Below are 21,821 nucleotides of genomic sequence, written 5' to 3'. Positions count from 1 at the left end.
AAGAACAAGGCAGAATCAGTCTATTACAATAAAGGTTAATGTTATGAATCCTGAATTTTGGAAAAACGCATGGCAAAAGAGCCAAACTAATTTTACTCAGAAAAAACCAAACCCTATGCTAACCCATCATTTCAAAGCACTTAATACACATAAAAATGGTCGCGTTTTTGTGCCATTATGCGGTAAGAGCGTGGATATGCTATGGTTTACAAATCAGGGTTTTGATGTTATTGGTGTTGAGCTGTCACAGATAGCAGTCACACAGTTTTTTACTGAAAACGATTTGCAAGCGACAGTATCACCACATCCAAATACCCCTAATCTCACCTGTTATCAAACTGAACACGAAGGACAAGCTCTCAAAATCTGGGTGGGTGATATATTTGAATTAAGTCCTATTGATATTGGAAAAATAGATGCTGTCTATGATCGTGGTGCATTAGTAGCTCTTCCAGATACTAAGCCTGATAATCTACGGACACGCTATACACAGAAAATTATGGCGCTTAGTAATAAAGCAAGCCAACTTCTCTTATCTTTTGCTTATGATGGCGAAAAGCAGCGCAGTGATAATCATAAAAACTTGCCCCCTTTCTTAGTGACACAATCTCAACTTGAGCAATACTATGCTGAGTATTATGAGATAAAATTGATAGCAGAAGAGAAAGCAGACTATGTTTCGACCGCAGGTGATTCAGGATATCGCCTTGTATATGCATTAGTATCTAAAAAATAAGCTCTGAACCGCCCCGGGATTGTCGGAGACTCAACATTCTGAGAGAATATGACAATATCAGGGCGGTTCAAACAGTGCGATGCGTAAAATAGTTATTTTTTTATCGTTTTAAGGCACCAGTTATAAAGGGTATGTTTATCTCTATCATTATCCATCTAGGCTTAGCGTAGAAACCTGCTTGCCTTCACTTTTTTTGATGGAATGTAGATAATGAATGTGGAATGATAGTTACGTAAAAGGGACAAATTAATGTCCCTTTTCTTAGTTTTGATTTACTTAAGGCTTACCAGCTAAAGCCCATACCCACACCACCAGAGCTCTCATCTTTAGTGAAAGCACCACCTAGACTGAAGCTGGTATTGGGGTTTATAACACGTTGATAACCTAAGGAGACCGCTTGCTCAGAACCCTGAAAACCTGCGCCTACACCTATACGGTTTCTACCTTGTAGACCTGATGTGCTGGTTGCCATGTTTAACATCGCAGCACTCATCGCACCTTGACGATCAAAACGCTCATCAATTTCTTTAAAACGCTGTCCATTGTCTTGCACATAATTGTGAATCGAATCATTTAGAGACGTAAATCTTTCATCAGTATAGGTGTTCGAGGTTTCGATAGCGCTCGTTTTTGCGGCTTGTAACTGACTTACATTGACTGCGTCATTATCAGCGGTACCATTAGCAACATTGATAATCTGACGTTGGTTAGTAGCAGAACCAACCGACACCGTATTTTCACGGCTAGAGCTAGAGTCATTACCGAGTACCACTGCATTTTTTGCAGCAGTATTGACGTTATTGCCTAGCACAAAAGTATTGTCGCCAGACACTGTATTATTATTGCCCATACTATAACTGCTATTGCCACTGACAGTACTTGGGTCACCAATCGCACCTGAATAATTTCCAGTCACTTTATTACCTGTACCAATGCTAATAGATTGCTCACCTATTGCTTGGGCACCATCGCCCATTGCAATAGATTGCTTGCCTCGTGCAATTGCACTAGCTCCTAAAGCCATTGCGTTGTCTCCACTAGCAATCCCTTCGGCAGACGTACCACCATTAACTTTTAGGTATTTATGCTGTGCAGCAATACTCTGTTTAACGATCAAAACCTGATCATCGGTATAACCTTTGGAGGCAGTCAAAGTTTCAGATACTTTGCCATCGGTATAACCTTTGGAGGCAGTCAAAGTTTCAGATACTTTGCCATCGGTATAACCTTTGGATGCGGTTAAAGTCTCAGATGCTTTGCCATCGGTATAGCCTTTTGATGCGCTCAAGGTCTCAGATGCTTTTCCATCGGTATAACCTTTGGAGGCAGTCAAAGTTTCAGATACTTTGCCATCGGTATAACCTTTGGATGCGGTTAAGGTTTCGGTCGCTTTGCCATCGGTATAACCTTTGGAGGCAGTCAAAGTCTCGGTCGCTTTTCCATCGGTATAACCTTTGGATGCGGTCAAAGTCTCAGATGCTTTGCCATCGGTATAACGTTTATTTACAGCATCCGTTTCGTTTGTCGCATCTGCTACGTTAGTGATACGCTTTTCGAAACCTTTGCTACCAACTGAAACCGTATTTTTTTCATCTGCAATGGAGAAACTACCAATGGCGGTTGCGCCTGTTGCAGTGGCTTGGCTATAACTTCCGAACACGCTGCTATCTTCACCTGATGCAGTGTTTCTATAACCAACTGCAATACTATAATCACCTTCTGATGTATTTTCAAAACCCACTGCGCTACTAGAATTACCTGATGCTTTATTAGCATAACCAACTGCACTACTTTTAGTTTCAGATGCAGTATTCCTATAACCTAACGAACTACTATAACTACCTGACGCTTTATTGGTATAACCCACTGCGCTACTAGAATCACCTGATGCTTCATTAGCATAACCAACTGCACTACTTTTAGTTTCAGATGCAGTATTCCTATAACCTAACGCACTACTATAACTACCTGATGCGATATTGTTAGACCCTACGGCACTGCTGTTAATTTTAGATGCAGTATTTATATAGCCTAACGCACTGCTATCATTACCCGTGGACTTATTAAAAAACCCTACTGCACTGCTAGAGTCGCCTGTTGCTTCATTTGCATAACCTAATGCACTAGCTTCAGTCATTGCTTTATTATCAATACCTAAGGCATTGCTATAGAGACCGTTAGCTGTGTTATTTATTCCACATGCCAGTGTAGTTGCACCTACTGCGGTACTTCCCGCAGAAACAGGATCAGTTACGCATACTACGCCTGCCCAAACTGTAGTGCCACTAACAGCTGCAATACTGAAAACAATTCCTTTTATAATCAGCACTTTATAGCCAGTTGAGCGAGCAGTCTGGGTGACAGCGCCAGTGGTACAGTTAGTCTTACCAGCGCTCTTAGCACTTTCAGATACCACAACGACACAACCTAATGATTTACTCCAAATTTTTTTAAACACCTTATTCATAGTTCGCTCCATAAGCCTAAAAAATTATTCGTTGATAAAATAAAGGTTCTAGCTAGAACTTAAAGCAAAAGTATTTGTTAGAAGATTAATGAGTTACATTAATAATTCTTATAAATGACAACTGTAACTTATTAAAGCACAAAATCAACATATCTGTAAAATTATATTATAAAAGCACTATATATGACTAAATATATAGTGCTTGAGTATAACCAGACTAGGATTCAAAAGGGTTTAGGCTATAGAACACTAAGACAAATGTGGTTTGATTATTATCGTCAGGCTGCGTAACTAAAATCTCCCAAGTGAATGTCTACAGATTTGACAGCATAGGTCAAACCAGCCCGCATCTTAATAACTGCATTTTATTTAACGCCCAACTGACACACCCTTTGCACTAAAAGTAAAACCTTTAGCGCTAAAATTATCAATCATAACCGCCTCAATAATCCCTATGAATTTTTATTCCAACATCGTTGTGTTTGTTTCTGTACCAATTATCTGCCGTACAAAAATGGCAAACTTATCGATAGTATCAGTCATCTCACGCCCAAGACCTTTATGTACGCTCATCAAATGAGTAAAACCATGTGGTACGCCAAGGATAATATGAGTCTGCACGTTGATACCATGATCTTGCAGATTTTTGGCATAAACCAGTGCTTCGTCACGTAAAATATCTAATTCAGCAGCAACGATATAGCTTGGACATATCTCTGTATTATCACCATACATGGGTGAGATAAGCGCGTGCGGTTGTGTTAAGGAGCTATCTTTCAGATAAGCGGCATGAAACAATTCAATATCTTTATAATCTAGCATTAAGCCTTGACCATACAACTTCCAGCTTGGATAATCCGTTCCGATATCCGTAATCGGGTATAACAATAGCTGTGCCAGTGGACGCGGTAAATTTTGCAACTGCTGGAAAATATCAATAGTGAAGTCATCAAGCATATTAATATATTCCTGTTTATCGGAAGATTGCCTAACAGTGGCGTTGCTCACCTGCTGCGCTACCAATGCTGCAAGACCACCGCCTGAGCTATCACCTGCTAAAACGATACGAGATGATGATGCGCCAAGGGTATGAGCATGCTTAGCCAACCAAGCATAAGCCTCAAGACAGTCTCTAATAGCGGTGGGAGCAGGGTGTTCCGGTGCCAGCCGGTAGTCAACACTGACAACTGCCCAGCTGGTTTGCGCACAAACGGCATGACAGAATTCATGATCTGTATTGACATCACCGACGCAGAATCCGCCCCCATGAAAAAATAACATCACCACATTATCATCGTTTTGTTCAGGATTTTGAGTAGCGCTAGACTCTGCCTGATAACAGCGAATAATCATATCCCCACTATCAGCGTTGGCAATAACCTTGTCTTGCCAGCTCACCGAATTGCCGTTTTCTTTATGGTTACGTTTTTTATTTTTAAAGTTATCGTCAGCATTTCTTTGCTGCCATACACTTGGAGATTGAATAGCGACCATCTCGGTTGCAAATTTTTGCCGTAACTGTATTAATTGCGTGATTTGTATAGGCGGCTTAAGCTTATCGTTCAAACCGATAATTAGCCTCATATGAGCATCAGCGTTAGGGTACTGTTCAACTGTAGGTGACTTTAGATAGCGATTAAGTCGCTCAAGGACTGGCGTTGGTAAGTCACCTAACCCTTTTAGAATATAATGCAGGACGTGTCGCTGATTGGTACGTTTAAGCGCAGTGGTTTCTACGGTTTTGATTACTTTTGTTAGCAATGCATTTAGCGATGATGTCGGCAAGATTTTCATAAACCCTCTCATTCAATCAAAATTAACATTGGCTTTTATCTTAGTATAAAGTAAAGATACCTAGGGCATGTCCTCATTTGAAAAATGGTAATAAATATTAGCCAAATAATAAAAATAGCGCAGGTAATATAAGTATATCAGCCAGATACTTGACGGATTTTGGCGTAGATTTAGCCATTTTTAGCCTATTAAGATAACTATCATTCGAATTGAAGGACACGCCCTAGTGTTCACAAATGACAATTACCATCAAACCCGACTTTGAACTTATCGACCACTATTAAGTAAGAAATTAGTATATAGTCATATATAGCTATATATTTTATGAAAAGCAGATTACTTATATTGGGAGTTTAGCATTATGAGCCGAGGTACTCGCACCATCGAAATATATCGCTACGATCCTGATAAGGACGCAGCGCCGCGTATGCAAAGCTATACGATTGAACTACTAGATTCAGATCGTATGCTGCTTGATCTACTGATACGCCTTAAAAAACAAGACGAAACCATCACTTTTCGCCGTTCCTGCCGTGAAGGTATTTGCGGCTCTGATGGTATGAACATCAATGGTAAAAACGCCTTGGCGTGTTTAACGAATATGAATAGCTTGCCTGAGAAAGTCACCATTCGTCCGCTACCAGGCTTACCCGTTGTTCGTGACTTGGTTATTGATATGAACCAATTTTATGAACAATATGAAAAGATTCATCCCTACTTAATCAACGATCAGCCACTGCCAGTAACGGAGCGCTTGCAGACTCCTGAGCAGCGCGAAAAACTGAACGGTCTCTACGAATGTATTTTATGCGCTTGCTGTTCAACGGCATGTCCCTCGTTTTGGTGGAATCCTGATAAGTTTTTAGGCCCAGCCGCATTATTGAACGCTAATCGCTTCGCTGTTGATAGCCGTGATACAGATACCCGAGCACGTTTGTTACGTTTAGAAGACCCCTTTAGTTTATTCCGTTGCCGCGGTATTATGAATTGCGTGTTGTATTGTCCAAAAGGCTTGAATCCAACTAAAGCCATTGGCAACTTGCGTAATATGCTGATTAACCAAGCAGGCTAAGGAGCGAGATTATGAGTCAAGATACTAATAATAAATCTCAAGAAATCTCTATATTTGATACTTTCAGTACAGCGCTAGAGGTTAAAGCGCTAGATATTAACGATAGTTGGATTGAGGAAATATGGGATTGGGCAGACACATTTGATATGCTCGGCTATGAGACGCCTCATGATAAAGAGTCGTCACTGGCAATCAGAAAGTTAGAGACTTTAGAGGTTCTAGAAATTATAGAAGTGGAAGTCACTGGGCTGGATGAACGGGAATATAGACGTATATATAGAATAAATTATAGCTCTAACGAACTGGCTTACCTCACAAGTCACGTGGAAATTAATTTTCATGGTATTAATTCGAGTGACTTATCAAATAATATGGGCCGACTCACTAACCTAACGAAGCTTTTTATTAATCGTTACGAGCTTAGAGAGCTACCTGATAGCATTGGGCAACTGAGTAACCTTACGGGGCTTTTTATTGATAAAAGTAAGCTCAGACACCTGCCCGACAGTATTGGTCAACTCAGTAACTTAACTAAGATAGTTATTAGTCATTGCGAACTTAAAGAATTGCCTACCAGTATCGGCCAACTCACTTACCTTACTGAACTTTTTATCAGTCATTGTGAGCTTAAAGCATTGCCTGACAGTATTGGTCAACTCATTAATCTTGTTGAACTTGATCTTATTCACTGTGAGCTGAAAGAGTTACCTGACGCTATTGGTCAACTGGCTAATCTTGCTAAGCTTTTTATCAGTGAATGTAAGATTGAACATCTGCCTGATAGCATCGGCCAACTCAGTAATCTTACTGAGCTTGATCTGATTCATTGTGAGCTTAGACAGTTGCCAGATAGTATTGGTCAACTCACCATCCTCGATAAGCTTTATATTAATCATTGTGAGCTTAAAGAATTACCTGACAATATCGGACAACTCACTAACCTAACTGAGCTGTTCATTAGTCATTGTCAGCTTCAAGACCTACCGGATAGTATTGGGCAGCTTACTAACTTAATTAAACTTGATATTATTCACTGTAAGCTTAAAAACTTACCGGATAGCATCGGACAACTGACTGGCCTTGCTGAGCTTAATCTTATTCACTGTGAGCTTAAAGAGTTACCGGATAGCATTGGTCAACTCACTAATCTTGCTGTGCTTAATCTGATCCACTGTGAGCTTAGAGAGTTGACAGATAGTATTGGACAGCTCACTAGTCTTACTATGCTTAATCTTACTGGTTGTAAGCTTACAAATCTGCCTGATAGCATGGGCCAACTCAACACCCTAAATAAGCTTTATATCAGTCATTGCGAACTTAGAGATTTACCGGATAGTATTGGACAACTCACTAACCTAACTGAGCTGTTCATCAGTCATTGTGATCTTAAAGATCTGCCTGATAGCATCGGTCAACTCTCTAACCTCACTAAGCTTGATCTGATTCACTGTAATCTTAACAACTTGCCTGACAGTATTTTGCAGCTAACCAATCTAGACTGTATTAATCTTAAGGGAAACCCGCTTAATGGTCTTTCTCCGAAGATACTGGATTACTTGCATTCTATAGAGACTGTATATGGTTTAAAATTATAGGAATGAGCAATCTATAATGATTATTCTGATTAATGTAACTTCATTTTTGGACGCCCTACGCGCAGTAATTTTTCAACAATCCATAAGATAAATGTTTTGACTATGCCGTGAATAGCACGTTGATGCATGCGATAAAGGGATATATACATAAAACGAGCAATTTTTCCTTCAATAAAAAAGCTATTGTTGGTTAGGTTGCCCATTAAATTTCCTACCGTGTTATAACCAGATAAGTTAACCAGCGATCCATGGTCCTTATATTCAAAGCTACTAAGGGGCTGATTTTTTAATGTCGCAATCAAATTTCTCTCAACACATTGCGCCATTTGATGCGCCGATTGGGCACGCGGTGGTACTTGTATGCCATCGGCTTGGGTAAAGGCGCAGCAATCGCCCAATACAAAAATACTGTCATCTACTGTGCTTTGCAAAAATTGGTTTACTTGGATTTGATTGCTACGAGTAATCTCAAAAATACCCAAGTCTTCAATAAAGTCAGGCGCCTTTATACCTGCTGCCCATACCATAATATCAGCGTCAATCCGCTCATTATTTTGAGTAATAAAACCGTGCTCGTTAGCCTCTTTGACTTGCGTATGTTCGCACACATTAACACCTAGTTTCGATAGCTCAAGTTTAGCGCTAGTGGCAATGCGTTCTGGCAAGGCAGGTAGAATACGCGGTCCGGCTTCAATCAGCTGTATACGTAAGCGCTTAGATGACATATTTGTCAAACCGTATAGCTTCAATAAACCAGAGACATGATACAGCTCAGCCGAAAGCTCTACTCCCGTAGCACCGCCACCAACAATGGCAATAGTGAGTGATTGCTGTTGATTATCGTCTTGATGAATACGTGTAAAGCTATCGAGTAGTGAGTGCTGAAAACGCTGTGCTTGCTGATTTGAATCTAAAAAGTAGCAATGCTCTTTGATACCAGGGATATTAAAGTCATGGCTTACGCTGCCTATGGCAATAACGAGGTAATCGTAGGGGACGCTGCGCTCTGGCAGAATAGTGTGGCCTAACTCGTCATAAAAAGGGGCAAGAGTAATAGTTTGATTACTTTGGTCAATATTAAAAAATGTCCCAAGCTGAAAACGGTAATAATGTTTGACGGCATGCGCTGAGTACACAACGCTATCTAAATCAGGGTCAATAGAGCCTGTTGCAACTTCATGCAGTAATGGCTTCCAAATATGGGTGCGATTTTTATCTATTAGCAGTATGTCCGCGTGCTTTTTTTTGCCTAATTTGTGCCCTAACTGAGTTACAAGCTCTAATCCGCCAGCACCACCGCCAATAACAACGATTTTAGGTATAATAATACTCATAATGTTGTCCTAAAAATAACATAACCAAATATAGACCGCTATTGCTATGTTAATGACTATTTAATTGGAGTCAGGACGTTAAACCTAACAGGATTAAACATTAATAGCTGTGTAGAGTGGGTAGCAGTCACTGACTCACCCAGCTGTGAAAGACATCACTTTTTATACTGCAGTTGCATAGCCCCACTGCAAATAGATCATTATTTAAAATAGCACCGATAGCATTGGTTTGATTTTTAAGTTACCAGTGGTATTGACCTAAGCATACTTGGCCTTTAGTAAGGTAACCATGTGATCTATATCTCCTATCCTGCCCTAGGAGACAGGACTATTACTTTCTTAATCTTATAAAAAAAGCTGTTGATACTACAAAATATGTAGTATCAACAGCTTGTCGAATAAATAACTTTCTTTTAAATGAAAGCCGAAATATTGCTTATTTAGTCGATCAAACCGCGCTCAATAAGATGATTACCATACTGCTCACGTAAGTCTTTTTTGAGCATTTTCCCAGTGCCATTTAGCGGAACTGCTTCTACGAAGATGACAGCATTAGGAAGCTGCCATTTTGCTACTTTACCTTCGTAATGAGCGATTAGCGCCTCTTCGCTTACCTGCTCGCCAACCGCCAGTTGAGTAATGATAATCGGACGCTCATCCCATTTTGGATGTGTGGCGCCAATAACCGCTGCCATCGCTACTGCCGGATGCGACATGGCAATGTCTTCTAGCTCTACTGAGGATATCCACTCACCACCTGACTTGATTAAGTCTTTGGCACGATCTCGAATCCTTAAATACCCATCTTCGTTGATGGTTGCAATGTCGCCCGTATCAAACCAGCCATCCGACTCAAGCGCCGACTTTTCACTATTAAAGTAAGTATCAACGATCCAGTAACCTCTGATCTGCACGTTGCCCGAGGTTTTACCGTCATTAGGTAGCAGTTGATTATTCTGCTCGGCATCAACGATACGAATCTCAACACCAAATGGCGGGCGACCCTGCGATAAACGGATCGTTAGTTTATCTTCCTCTGATAAATCGCTATGTTTAGCCTTGAGCTGGTTGGCCGTTCCTAGCGGGCTGGTCTCAGTCATACCCCACGCATGCAGAGTCTCACAATCGAACTCGTCACGGAAAGTTTTAATCATAGACGACGGACACGCTGAACCACCGACCACGTTGCGTTTAAGGCTAGGCAGCTTAGTACCCGTCTCTTTAGCAGCGGCTAGTAAGGTTTGCCAAATAGTCGGTACGCCAACAGCGACATTAACCTTATAGTCATCAATCATATTCGCCAAACTGTGCCCATCTAGATTCGGTCCTGGTAACACTAATGATGAGCCAATCATCGCTGCGGCATAAGGCAAACCCCAAGCATTAGCATGGAACATCGGTACCACAGGCAAGACTATGTCTTTTGCTGATAGATTGAGCGAGTCAGGCAAGCTGATACCAAAGCTATGCAGCACCGTACTACGATTGGTATATAGCACGCCTTTAGGATTACCGGTCGTGCCTGAGGTGTAGCATAATGATGCTGGTGTATTTTCATCAAGCTCAGGCCATTCAAACTCATCCGACTCTTCATCAACGATGTCATCATAGAAGATAACATTAGGTATTTGCGCTCTGACTTCTTCATCTGGTGCGGTCATACAAACAAAGTGTTTGACTGTCTGTAGATGGTCTTTAACCCCGACTATTAATGGTAAAAATGTCTTTTCAAAAAACAGCACTTGGTCTTGCGCATCATTGACGACATAGATAATTTGCTGTGGGAATAAACGCGGGTTGATAGTATGACATACCATGCCAGCGCCAGACACGCCGTACCAGATTTCAAGGTGACGCCTATTATTCCAAGCGATAGTCGCTAAGCGATCACCCTGCTCTACACCAAGTTTAGCCAAAGCATTAGCAAGACGCTTACTATTACTATGTATGGTTTTCCAATCGGAATGAGTGGTACTACCATCAGTCTCACGCGAGATAATTGGGGTATCGCCATGGTAGTTAGCAGCATGTTGAATTAGATGGCTAATCAATAATGGGCGTTGCATCATCTGTCCGAGCATACTTTCCTCCTTGAAAGGTTGTTCTGAATAGTTGGGTGTTACCTAATCTAGCACATTAATCAAAGGTTTAAAAAATCAAAATGACAAGCGTATTAATAACACCCAAAAAATTATTTTTGATACCTTATTTAATAAATTAAAGATTACATAAAGCGTGACGCTAACTCTTTCATAATCTCATTGGTGCCACCATAGATTTTTTGTACGCGTGCATCGGCATAGAGTCGAGCGATAGGATATTCCATCATATAGCCGTAACCGCCGAATAGCTGTACGCATTCATCCATCACATCACACTGCTTTTGCGTGACCCAATATTTGATTAACGCGGCGTGCTGTACGGTGAGCTTATTCTCTAATAAGGCTTCTATAGCGGCATCACATAACGCACTTGCAGCAATATAATGGCTGTTACACTCAGCCAGCTTAAAACGGGTATTTTGAAAGCCCCATACCGGTTTGCCAAAAGCAGTACGCTCTTTGGTATAGTCAATGGTCAAATCTAGTGCTAGTTTCATAGCGCCAATCCCTGCCAACGCTACAATTAATCTCTCTTGCGGCAACTCTTGCATCAGCTGCATAAAGCCCATACCTTCAACGGTACCGAGCAAATTCGCTTGCGGAACACGCATATTACTAAAGAATAACTCTGAGGTATCTTGTGAAGCCAAACCTAGCTTTTTCAGCTTTTTACCGCGCTCAAACCCGGGAGCATTGTCGGTTTCTACCACAATTAGCGAGACGCCTTTAGCACCCTGCTCTCTATCGGTCTTACAAGCAACGATGATTAAGTTGCCTAGTTGACCGTTAGTGATAAAGGTCTTTGAGCCATTGATAATATAGTCATCACCGTCTTTGACCGCAAAAGTCTTGATGTTTTGCAAATCAGAGCCGGTACCTGGCTCAGTCATGGCAATAGCGCCGATAAGCTCACCAGTCGCCATCTTCGGTAACCATTTCTGCTTCTGCTCTTCGGTACCATGATGCAAGATATAAGGTGCTACGATTCCTGAATGCAAAAAGCCGCCAAATCCTGCTTGGTTGGCTTCTGACTGCGCATAAATTAATGCCGCTTCGTGACGAAAGTCACCGCCTGCTCCGCCATACTCTTCTGGCATAGAGGCACATAAAAAACCCATCTCGCCAGCTTCTAACCACGCCTCACGATCAAGCATGCCGCTTTCACGCCACTTTTCATCATGCTGTTCCCAATCTTTAAATAGCTTCAATGCACTCTCGTGCAACATTTCAATCTCTTCGTCCATCCACTTTGGTTTAAAACAGGCGATAGCCATAAAGTCTTCCTTGATTGTGTGTTGATCTTAAGTTGATAAAAAATTTATAAAATAATCACAGTTTTCTAAAACACGCTTCGTGATATTTATGGTTCAAAGTAAGCAACTTAATTGATATTAAGTCAATGGTAATTTTTATTACTATTAATATTCATAATATTGCTTAATACCCTATTATTTGTCAATATTCCAATCATAGTCAAGCATTAATTAGCTTTATTACAAATCATTATAGTAATAATAATTACCATACAAGCAGAATAAACACCTTTCCTATTAATAAATGCGTACTGCTGATAGCTGTCACTCCAATAGCACTCTGTCTTAGCTTAGTCTGTTTTAGCTTGGATAGCTTAGATTAAATATTGTCAGGATATCGATACTCTTATGAATAATAAACGTCACACTCAAACTATTATCATTATTGCTTTATTGCTACTGGCAGTTTTAACTGGACTGATTTGGTGGTTAAAACCAAAATCAGTATCAATACCTGCCAAAGAGACCAAAATCTCATCTACAACGCTATCCACTTCCTTAACCAATACAACTGACACAGCCAATGATAATAATCAAATCACGAACAGTGATAACCTTTCTAGGTTTACTACTGGGCTTGAACAACTACCTAACTCTTTAAAAGGTACCGATGTCGATGGTGGAATTATCGTTGATGAAAATAGACAGCTAGTCGTTACGGAAGGATTGCGACGCTTATTCGATTACTTCCTCTCAGCAATGGGTGAGGAAGATGAAGCGACTATTATTGCAAGAGTGGAAGCCTATATCCGCAGTCATACGCCAGAACCTGCGGCCAGCTCAGCCATCCAAATATTTCAGCAATATGTCAATTATCTAAAAGGGTTAGATGATCTACAAGCCAATTACGGCAGCCTACAGATGCAGACGACCCAAGCAGGCAAACTGGACCTGAACTTGATTGCTCAGCGGCGGCAAGATGTTAACCGCCTACGTCAACAGCTGTTCGATCAGCCAACGATTGAAGCCTTCTTTGGCGGAGAGGATGCGTATGAAGACTATAGCGTTGCTATGCTCAGTATCGAACAAGATACTGGCTTGGATGAGGCACAGAAAAAGGCTCGCCGTGAAGATTATATCAGTCGGCTACCAGATGGCGATATAAAGCAAAACTTTCAACAACAAGCGAATTTTGGTGAGCTCACTCAGCGTACCGAAGAGATGAAAGCAAAGGGTGCCAGTGCAGAGGAACTTTTCGCTATGCGCCGTGGCTTGGTTGGCGAAGCAGCAGCTTCTCGTTTAGCAGAAGTAGATACAAGAGAAGCGGATTTTGATAATAGATTTAATCAATACCAAGCAAAGAGACAAGCATTGATTAATAGTGCAGGTAATGAAGCGGGAGCTCGAGCACAAATAGAGCAACTTGAGCGAAGTCAATTTAATGAAGATGAGCGCAAAAGACTCACAGGCTATGCTGAACTGCAGGAAATAGAGAAAATAAAGTCAAATAAATAGAACTGACTGCAATAGGTAATTTGTTATCCATGTTAAGTGGTAACACTCATTTAATAAAGGCTGTTTGAAACAGTATTTAGACTTCTCTAAGTAACTTAGCAAAGGGTTTTGGCTAAAGGATTTAGACCATAAGTACGAAGTTGTACAACCATCATCGATAATGGTATCGATGTTATTCACTAACGAGCTTATTCATTAACAAGCTTATTCATTAACAAGCTTATTCATTAACAAGGAAGTTATATGAAAAACAGGATTAATCGTTTCCAATTGCTATCAACGGGCGCCGCTATAACAGCCATAAGCCTACTAGCAATGACTTCTACATCAGCTTCTGCATCATCGTCATACTACACTTGTGACGCGCCGACGAGCTGTACTAAGGTCGATAAAAGAATATTCACTAGCAGCTACGGCGCTACTAAATATCCTATGGTATTAGTACATGGATTTTTGGGTTGGAACCAGCTTGCCAGTAGCTTAGATTATTTTTTTGGCGTGCCACAAACTCTAATCACAAACGGAGCGGATGTCTTTACCACTAAGACTTCTTCTGTCAATTCCTCTGAAGTCCGCGGTGAGCAGCTATTAAAACAAGTCAATTACATCACCGCCATTACTGGAGCGAAAAAAGTAAACTTGATTGGTCATAGTCAAGGTGGTCTTGATAGTCGCTATATTGCAACCGTTGCTTCTGATAAAGTCGCTTCTGTCACAGCGGTATCTAGTCCACACAAAGGTAGTAAGACGAGTGAATATGTGCTAGATAACCTGATAAACAGTGACAAGCCTCTAAATCAGTTAGGGGCTAAAGTATTGACCGCCAGTGTTGAGGCGTTTGGAGTGTCGGCAGACATACTATCCGGTGTACCGCTAGATCAACTACAAGACCAAAATAGTCTAAACTTCGTTACCACAACGACCACTGAAAGTAGTGCTGCTTTTAATGCTAAGTATCCAGCACCATTACCAAACACGTATTGTGGTCAACCACCAGCGAATAATGTGATGAACGGTGTTGAGTATTATTCATGGGCGGGTGTTAGTAATATAACTAACGTCTTAGATCCAAGCGATTATATTCTAGCATTGACTGGACAGACGCATGAAGGCATCCCCAACGATGGTCTAGTAGATAACTGTTCAACGCGTATAGGTCAAGTCATCCGTGATAACTACCGGATGAATCATTTAGATACTATTAATCAGGTTCTCGGTCTGAGCTCACTATTAGAAACCAATCCATTGACAGTTTACCGTGTCCAAGCAAATCGTTTAAAGAAATCAGGTGTTTAAGTTAGAATCAGGTCAATATTAGTTCAAATTTATCTTACAAAAGAAGCCATTATTTATGAATAATGGCTTCTTTATAGTGGCTAAGAATCTAAAAAATATTATCGTTTTGCTTTAGATAAATTCAGTTTTTATAGTGCAATTTTATTAAATCACTTAGATGCGTAAGACAGTTTCATACCAAATAAATAGGCATCATTGTCTTCAAACTTACCAATTTGCGTGCCACTAGCAGCCAAAAGACCCTCGGCATCACCTAGCATCAAATATTTAGCACCGGCAGATACTGCCCACTCAGGCGTTAAATTGTATTTAGCGCCAAGACCGACACTATAATATCCTTCGGTAGGTCCTAATGGCGATACTGGATTACCAGCACCACTGTCCCAACCGACTGAACCTGACACGGCTAGTTTTGGCGTAAGACGTTTACCCAATCCCACTTCAAGCATATAAGAGTCATCGCTATACTGTAAAAGATTTACTTGATCTACGGTCTTACTTTGTAATGCGTTTAAGGCAATGCCATTTTCATTTAACAATGGTGGCGTAATCTTAAAGTCACTCCAAGGAACCCAGCGTGCTTTTGCGGTTAATAGCGTGGTTTTATTCAGGCCTGTTTGAAAGTCGATATTGACTGATTTAGGAGTCGTTAGCTCGCTTTCTCTCGTTTGTGTAGCATCTAATTGGAGTGCAGGCGGTAATTGAGTATTAACACCGTTAATAAATGGCATAGACTCTGCATAATTCGCATCATGCTCAATCTCTGAACGATAGGTGATAGCAGCTTTTAGACCAATTTCTGGCTTGACATAAGCAGCACCGATCATATAACCATAGGCATCGTTTTTAGCGATATTAAGGTCATAACCGTTTACAGAAGCAAGTTGAGAGTTTTTACTATTAATTTTTACGTTAGCTTCAATCTTCTGCAGCACAGGGCCACCATAAATTTTGAAGTTATTGTTGGCTCCTAAATTAACACCTAACAGCCCTGTGAAATTATCTGATTTGACATTAGCTGAAGTTCGCTTACGATCATCGTCAACAGCATTAATGTTAGTTAGTGAATTGTCACCTTCGAAAAGAACTGCAGCACCAAAGGGCTGATCGTAAAATACACCAACACTAAATTTGTCATTGATGTCGGTCTTGACACCGTAACCGTAGCCCTCATACTCCTCTCCAAGGTCTCCGATTTTGTCACCGTTTGACTCTACGCCTGAAATATCAGGGCTAATGTGATAGGCACTCATATAAGCTATCGTACCGCTTGAGCTGAAGTCTTCACTTGGCTGGCCGGAACGATCTAATCCGGCGGCTCCTGCTATAGAAGTTAGGGACAGGGCGGCAAGCGCACAAGTAAGCTGCGATAGTAAGAAAGTTCTTTGCATTAGACATCCTCCATGATGAATAAAATGAGCAACATTATTAGTTGCCGAGTTGAATAGCGTCATCCTATTGACTGCTATAGTTAATACAATAAGTGATAATTAATGACTATTAATGATTAAGCCGCCTCATTGGCTTTTTTTCGCAGTTCATGACGCAGTATTTTACCAACCGTTGACTTGGGCAACTCGGTGATAAACTCAATGTCACGAGGACATTTATAGCCTGCCAAGCTTTCTTTGCAAAACGCTTTAATTTCTTGCTCAGTGACACTGGGATCTGACTTTACTACGTAGGCTTTGACCGATTGACCTTGTGATTCACTATCAACGCCAACCACCGAACATTCAGCAACTTTGGGGTGCGTCTCAATAACATTTTCGACTTCATTGGGATAAACATTAAAACCACTCACAATAATCATATCTTTTTTTCGATCGAATATTTTTACGTAGCCTTTGTCATCCATAGTGCCGATATCACCTGTCTTTAGGTAACCATCAGCGGTGAAAAATCCCACATTGTCTATATTGTGATAACTAGAGATCACATTATCGCCTTTGATACAGAGCTCCCCAACATCCCCTAACGGTAAAACGTTTTCAGCTTCATCACGGATGTTGATATCTACACCTGGTAATGGCACGCCGATGCTACCGTTAAATTCTTTATTGGTAAAAGGATTAGCAGTACCCACACCGATGGTCTCTGACATGCCCCAACCTTCCAAGATAGGATGACCCGTTGCTTCAAGCCATTTTCTAGCGGTTTCTGGCGTTGCTGCCATACCACCAGCAACCGCGATTTTAAACGCTGAAAAATCAATCGTTTTAAAATGAGGATGCGCCATTAATGCTTGAAATAGCGTATTTACTGCTGGCAATAGATGGAATGGACGCGATTTGAGTGTTTTGATAAAACCATCTATATCACGCGGATTGGTAATCAGCGTTAGGTGCTGACCCACTCTGATACCTACCATAGAGATTACAAAAGCAAAGATATGATACAGAGGCAATGCAACGATAGTGTTTATTTGCTCTTTGCTAGTCACTCCATCATAAATAGGTTGAAACCAAGCCTCATACTGTGAGGTTGCGATTTCTACATTGTGATGGCTGACGATGATCCCTTTAGCCATGCCAGTCGTACCACCGGTATAAGTCAGCAGCGCTATGTCTTTAGCACTAATCTCAGGTCGGGTATAGCGCATACCCTTACCCTTTCTTAAAATAGATTTATAGGGGTGGACTTTATACTGGCTATTGGATTTGAGCGTGTGAGCTGGAACCGCTTTTTTGACATATTTGGCCGCTAAATCGACGATTTTACCTTTGACAGCCCCTAACATATCGCCGATATCGCTACAAACAATGGTTTTTATACCGGTTTCACCAACTATTTTTTCAAGCGTTGCACAAAAAGGCGTCAAAATAAATATGGCTTTACAATCAGAGTCATTAAGTTGGTGCCTAAGCTCTCGTGCGGTGTATAGAGGGTTGACCAAGGTAATGACCATCCCTGCTCTCATGGCACCAATAACAATAGGCAGATACTGATTGACATTAGGCATCATAATAGCAATCACTGATCCTTTGTTGAGGTCTAGGCTTTGTATCCAAGCGGCAACCGTTTTAGAAACCTCGTCAACTTGAGCGTAGCTATAAGTCACGCCCATATTGGTGATCAGCTCATCTTGAGAAAATTTTGCAAAAGAGCTCTCAAACAGCTCTAATAGGGATTGGTTGGTCGCTGAAACATCAGCTACCACGCCTTTGGGATAGTTCTCTATCCAAACCTTTTTCATAACAAACCCTCCTTGGTTTTTTATCATTGATGGTTAACTTGATGAGCTATAGTCGGTTCAATATAATTTGGATACAAGGAAGGCGAGTAAAAGTACTACAAATAGTAGACTAAGCGAGCCTGACACCGTATCTGATTTATATAGGACTGACTATGCTTTACTGCCAACCTGGTGTAGCACTATGTTCATCTTGATGGGCAAATAAAGGATGCGCGCGGGCTTCCTCCAGTGTCAACACAGGGGTAACGCAAACATCTGCTGAGTCAAAGATCCGCTGCCAGTAAGCAAGCGGCTGGCTAGCAAACTTATCAGCGACCACTTGAGCCGCCTCTTGACTGTCTTTGGTATTCGGCATGACACCCATTTGCCAGTGTTTGGTTTTGAGCTCTGGCAATTCTAGTACTTCACACAACCCTTGCCAAAACTTCAACTCTAGCGAACCTACTGCCATGTAGCGCTCGTCTGCTGTTTTATATAAACGATAACAAGGCAATAATCCGCCTAAAAAGTCATGTTGCGGCTTTGGATTTTTACCAGAGAAGCTTTTTACCAGCTTCCCAGTCGCTTTGGGCATGATCATATGCTGGTATAAGCTGTGCGTCATACTGACTACAACATGACGACCTTTACCGGTACGCTGTGCTGAAAACACGGCGGCCAAAAGGGCAATCACTGCCGTGTCACTACCGCCTGCCAAGTCTGCAAACTGGATATTAGGCATTGCCTGCTCACCAGTAGCAGTCTTGAGCTGGTCAAGCACGCCGCTCATCGCCATAAAGTTGATATCGTGACCAGCTTTGTTAGCCCAATTATGTTTAATATGCGGCTTAATTTGAGAGTCGTTACTGCCGTCAGATATTCCATCAGCCATGCCATAACCAGTAATCGATACCATGACCAGCTTTGGATTGAGAGCATGCAGGGTCTTAGCGTCCAGTCCCATACCTTCAAGCACATCTGGGCGGAAACTGTCGAGCATCACATCCGCATCTTTAAGATGCGCTTTGATAGCTTCAATACCTTCAGGGTCACGAAAGTCAACTTTCTCAATTGTCTTGCCGTGATTGAGTGCGGTAAACAAATCACCCAACGCACGCGCAGGATCTCCATTTTTCGGCTCAATCTTGATAACCTCAGCACCTAAGTCTGCAAGCAGTCTGGTGGCAAAAGGTCCTGGGAGATTGCGCGTCAAGTCAACGACGCACAATCCATCCAAGCAATTTGTCATAGTATTAGCTAAATTAGCCATCGACAAACTCCTCGCCCTTTTCGGCCATTTTCACAAGAATCTGAGCTGGTTCAAAACGCTCGCCGTACTTGCTAGCAAGCTCGCGGCTACGCTCTACAAACTTTTTAACGCCTACTGAGTTGATAAACTGCAACGTACCACCTTGGTTAGGTGCAAAACCCCAGCCGAAGATAGAGCCGATGTTGGCATCCGCTACTGTACGTACGACATTCTCCTCGAAGCATTTCGCGGTCTCATTCGCTTGAACGTATAACAAACGGTCTACTAAGTCTTGCTGCGACGGTTGCTCATCTTTAGTTGGATACAGTTCAGTAAGCTCAGGCCATAAACGTTTTTCAGCATTTTCAGGGTAATCATAGAAGCCTTTAGCGACTTTCTTACCTTCACGGCCAAATTCATTGACCATTTTTTCAACCACTGGCATTGCAGGATGTGGTGTGAACGTTTCACCTTCAGCTTCTAGTGCTCGCTTAGCTTGTTGCATAACATGTAATGACAGGCTGAGCGATACTTCATCTTGTAACGCCAGTGGCGGCATGGGCATGCCAGATTTCATACCAGCCACTTCGATGCTGCGTGGATGTATCCCTTCACTTAGCATCGCAATACCTTCTGAGACATAAGTACCAAATACACGAGAGGTGTAAAAACCGCGGCTATCGTTGACGACGATTGGCGTTTTAGATATCTGACCGACATAGTCAAAGCTTTTGGCTAAGGTTGCCTCATCAGTATCTTCACCAACGATAATCTCAACCAACGGCATCTTATCAACTGGCGAGAAGAAATGCAGACCGATGAACTGGTTTGGACGTATGCTGGCTTTCGCAAGCTCGGTAATAGGCAGCGTCGATGTATTTGATGCATAAACAGCAGTTTCTGGTATAACCGCTTCAGACTTACGAGTACATTCTGCTTTGATGTCTACATCTTCGAAGACTGCTTCGATAATTAAATCACAGCCTTCTAGATCATCATAAGACACCGTCGTTTTGATTTTATCTAATAACGCTTGCTTTTTCTCTTCAGTAGAGCGACCACGGCTGATAGCCTTGTCTAACAACTTAGTAGAATAATTTTTGCCTTTTTCAGCGCCTTCGATAGCCGTATCTAAAAGAACCACTTCTATGCCCGCTTTGGCTGAGACATAAGCGATACCTGCCCCCATCATGCCAGCACCGAGAATACCGACTTTTTTAGTTTTATAGCGCTCAAAACCATCAGGTCGTGATTGGCCTTTTTTGATGCTATTAAGCTGTATCCAAAGGGTGTTGATCATATTTTTAGATTCAGCTGAGAGCACACAGCCGACAAAGTAGCGTGACTCGATCTCAAGACCGGTATCAATATCGACCATGCATCCTTCAAATACACAAGACATAATGTGGGTGATCGCAGGATAGTTGCCATGCGACTTTTGGTTGGCCATCGCGGGTGCAATAGAGAATATCGGTACTATTTTAGGGTTTTTGCTATCACCACCTGGGATTTGAAAGCCTTTCTTATCCCACGGTTGCTGCGCAGTAGGATTGGCTATGATCCAGTCTTTGGCCTGCTTTAGCATATCTACTTTATCAGTGGCAACGGCATCAATCAGACCCATATCTTTAGCAGCAGCTGGACGCAGCTCTTTACCTTGAGTCATAAGCTCTAATGCCGCTTGAATACCAACCAAGCGCGGTAAACGCTGAGTACCCCCACCGCCCGGTAGCAGACCCAACTTAACTTCAGGTAGACCCAGTTTGGTTTTAGGAGAATCAATCGCTATACGATAATGACAGGCCAAGGCCAACTCTAAACCACCACCGAGCGCAGTGCCAGTCATAGCAGCGACGACTGGCTTACCAGATAACTCCAGTTTACGCATACTGGCTTTTAGATCCTCAACCAAGTCAAACGCTTGCTCAGCAGTTTGGATACTAGCCAATTGGTCAATATCGGCACCGACGACAAAGGTTTCTTTACCAGAGGTTAAAATCAAACCTTTGGCAGACGCATCGTTGATAAAGCTATCGGTCATCTTAGCAAAGGAGTCTGTAAAGCCATCACCGATGACATTCATTTTACGGTCTGCTTGATCGATAATAACCGTGATGATGCCATTATCAGATTCGGCAGAAAAGTGGTTCAATGCATTGATGGCATTTACGCTATTTGTGTTCATATTAAGTCCTTCTTATATTATTGTATTTCGCTTTAATCACTAAAGACT

14 protein-coding genes are annotated in these 21,821 nt (G+C 41.7%); 5 read left to right on the top strand and 9 right to left on the bottom strand.

Features of this window, described 5'->3' with window-relative positions; all coding sequences use genetic code 11:
* Nucleotides 1–43 precede the first annotated feature (43 nt).
* A complete protein-coding gene (locus DABAL43B_RS05795) occupies nt 44–736 on the top strand; it encodes a hypothetical protein (protein WP_079691492.1) in 693 nt (230 codons plus the stop codon).
* Nucleotides 737–1,019: 283 nt separating this feature from the next.
* On the opposite strand, the gene DABAL43B_RS05790 is transcribed toward DABAL43B_RS05795, so the two are convergent.
* Nucleotides 1,020–3,203 carry an ESPR-type extended signal peptide-containing protein gene (locus DABAL43B_RS05790; RefSeq protein WP_171996328.1) on the bottom strand — a complete coding sequence of 728 codons (2,184 nt, stop codon included), beginning with the start codon at nt 3,201–3,203 and terminating at the stop codon, nt 1,020–1,022.
* A 462-nt stretch (nt 3,204–3,665) separates the two neighbouring features.
* Entirely contained in the window at nt 3,666–4,997 is a 1,332-nt protein-coding gene (locus tag DABAL43B_RS05785; protein ID WP_079691490.1) for an alpha/beta hydrolase, read from the bottom strand.
* A 361-nt stretch (nt 4,998–5,358) separates the two neighbouring features.
* Between DABAL43B_RS05785 and DABAL43B_RS05780 the strand changes: the two genes are divergently transcribed.
* Together DABAL43B_RS05780 and DABAL43B_RS05775 are read left to right on the top strand one after the other, a co-directional pair.
* Nucleotides 5,359–6,069, top strand: a complete 711-nt coding sequence (locus DABAL43B_RS05780) for a succinate dehydrogenase iron-sulfur subunit (RefSeq protein ID WP_079691489.1) — start codon at nt 5,359–5,361, stop codon at nt 6,067–6,069.
* 11 nt (nt 6,070–6,080) lie between these two features.
* On the top strand, nt 6,081–7,664 hold the full coding sequence (locus tag DABAL43B_RS05775) for a leucine-rich repeat domain-containing protein (protein WP_079691488.1): 1,584 nt from the start codon (nt 6,081–6,083) through the stop codon (nt 7,662–7,664).
* A gap of 29 nt (nt 7,665–7,693) precedes the next feature.
* Here DABAL43B_RS05775 and DABAL43B_RS05770 read toward each other — a convergent pair whose 3' ends face one another.
* The 3 genes from DABAL43B_RS05770 to DABAL43B_RS05760 form a co-directional block, all read right to left on the bottom strand.
* Nucleotides 7,694–8,998: an NAD(P)/FAD-dependent oxidoreductase gene (locus DABAL43B_RS05770; protein ID WP_079691487.1), complete on the bottom strand. Its 1,305-nt coding sequence runs from the start codon at nt 8,996–8,998 to the stop codon at nt 7,694–7,696.
* 440 nt (nt 8,999–9,438) lie between these two features.
* Nucleotides 9,439–11,079 carry a long-chain-fatty-acid--CoA ligase gene (locus DABAL43B_RS05765; protein WP_079691486.1) on the bottom strand — a complete coding sequence of 547 codons (1,641 nt, stop codon included), beginning with the start codon at nt 11,077–11,079 and terminating at the stop codon, nt 9,439–9,441.
* A gap of 143 nt (nt 11,080–11,222) precedes the next feature.
* Nucleotides 11,223–12,374 (bottom strand): acyl-CoA dehydrogenase family protein, encoded by a 1,152-nt coding sequence (locus DABAL43B_RS05760; RefSeq protein WP_079691485.1) that lies wholly within the window; start codon nt 12,372–12,374, stop codon nt 11,223–11,225.
* A 387-nt stretch (nt 12,375–12,761) separates the two neighbouring features.
* Here DABAL43B_RS05760 and DABAL43B_RS05755 point away from each other — a divergent pair, with 387 nt between their 5' ends.
* A complete protein-coding gene (locus DABAL43B_RS05755; RefSeq protein WP_079691484.1) occupies nt 12,762–13,868 on the top strand; it encodes a lipase secretion chaperone in 1,107 nt (368 codons plus the stop codon).
* A 243-nt stretch (nt 13,869–14,111) separates the two neighbouring features.
* The gene (locus DABAL43B_RS05750; protein ID WP_079691483.1) at nt 14,112–15,164 is read left to right on the top strand and encodes an esterase/lipase family protein; all 1,053 of its coding nucleotides are present in this window, start codon (nt 14,112–14,114) and stop codon (nt 15,162–15,164) included.
* Nucleotides 15,165–15,313: 149 nt separating this feature from the next.
* Here DABAL43B_RS05750 and DABAL43B_RS05745 read toward each other — a convergent pair whose 3' ends face one another.
* The 4 genes from DABAL43B_RS05745 to DABAL43B_RS05730 form a co-directional block, all read right to left on the bottom strand.
* Entirely contained in the window at nt 15,314–16,555 is a 1,242-nt protein-coding gene (locus tag DABAL43B_RS05745) for an outer membrane protein transport protein (protein WP_079691482.1), read from the bottom strand.
* 116 nt (nt 16,556–16,671) lie between these two features.
* The gene (locus tag DABAL43B_RS05740; protein WP_079691481.1) at nt 16,672–18,360 is read right to left on the bottom strand and encodes an AMP-binding protein; all 1,689 of its coding nucleotides are present in this window, start codon (nt 18,358–18,360) and stop codon (nt 16,672–16,674) included.
* 157 nt (nt 18,361–18,517) lie between these two features.
* Nucleotides 18,518–19,609: a CaiB/BaiF CoA transferase family protein gene (locus DABAL43B_RS05735; RefSeq protein ID WP_079691480.1), complete on the bottom strand. Its 1,092-nt coding sequence runs from the start codon at nt 19,607–19,609 to the stop codon at nt 18,518–18,520.
* Nucleotides 19,602–21,773, bottom strand: a complete 2,172-nt coding sequence (locus tag DABAL43B_RS05730) for a 3-hydroxyacyl-CoA dehydrogenase NAD-binding domain-containing protein (RefSeq protein ID WP_079691479.1) — start codon at nt 21,771–21,773, stop codon at nt 19,602–19,604. The genes DABAL43B_RS05735 and DABAL43B_RS05730 overlap by 8 nt, the downstream gene beginning before the upstream one ends.
* Nucleotides 21,774–21,821 lie beyond the last annotated feature (48 nt).

The organism is Psychrobacter sp. DAB_AL43B, from assembly GCF_900168255.1.
Classification (GTDB): domain Bacteria; phylum Pseudomonadota; class Gammaproteobacteria; order Pseudomonadales; family Moraxellaceae; genus Psychrobacter.
Note: the sequence above shows the minus strand (reverse complement) of the source record. Positions and strands in the feature narration are given on the sequence as shown.

Bases quoted from the DNA above. Each gene is read 5' to 3' on its own strand.
- DABAL43B_RS05760 (WP_079691485.1), bottom strand. From the start codon at position 12,374: ATGGCTATCGCCTGTTTTAAACCAAAGTGGATGGACGAAGAGATTGAA.
- DABAL43B_RS05750 (WP_079691483.1), top strand. From the start codon at position 14,112: ATGAAAAACAGGATTAATCGTTTCCAATTGCTATCAACGGGCGCCGCT.
- DABAL43B_RS05780 (WP_079691489.1), top strand. From the start codon at position 5,359: ATGAGCCGAGGTACTCGCACCATCGAAATATATCGCTACGATCCTGAT.
- DABAL43B_RS05740 (WP_079691481.1), bottom strand. From the start codon at position 18,360: ATGAAAAAGGTTTGGATAGAGAACTATCCCAAAGGCGTGGTAGCTGAT.
- DABAL43B_RS05770 (WP_079691487.1), bottom strand. From the start codon at position 8,998: ATGAGTATTATTATACCTAAAATCGTTGTTATTGGCGGTGGTGCTGGC.
- DABAL43B_RS05745 (WP_079691482.1), bottom strand. From the start codon at position 16,555: ATGCAAAGAACTTTCTTACTATCGCAGCTTACTTGTGCGCTTGCCGCC.
- DABAL43B_RS05785 (WP_079691490.1), bottom strand. From the start codon at position 4,997: ATGAAAATCTTGCCGACATCATCGCTAAATGCATTGCTAACAAAAGTA.
- DABAL43B_RS05790 (WP_171996328.1), bottom strand. From the start codon at position 3,203: ATGAATAAGGTGTTTAAAAAAATTTGGAGTAAATCATTAGGTTGTGTC.
- DABAL43B_RS05795 (WP_079691492.1), top strand. From the start codon at position 44: ATGAATCCTGAATTTTGGAAAAACGCATGGCAAAAGAGCCAAACTAAT.
- DABAL43B_RS05765 (WP_079691486.1), bottom strand. From the start codon at position 11,079: ATGCTCGGACAGATGATGCAACGCCCATTATTGATTAGCCATCTAATT.
- DABAL43B_RS05730 (WP_079691479.1), bottom strand. From the start codon at position 21,773: ATGAACACAAATAGCGTAAATGCCATCAATGCATTGAACCACTTTTCT.
- DABAL43B_RS05755 (WP_079691484.1), top strand. From the start codon at position 12,762: ATGAATAATAAACGTCACACTCAAACTATTATCATTATTGCTTTATTG.
- DABAL43B_RS05735 (WP_079691480.1), bottom strand. From the start codon at position 19,609: ATGGCTAATTTAGCTAATACTATGACAAATTGCTTGGATGGATTGTGC.
- DABAL43B_RS05775 (WP_079691488.1), top strand. From the start codon at position 6,081: ATGAGTCAAGATACTAATAATAAATCTCAAGAAATCTCTATATTTGAT.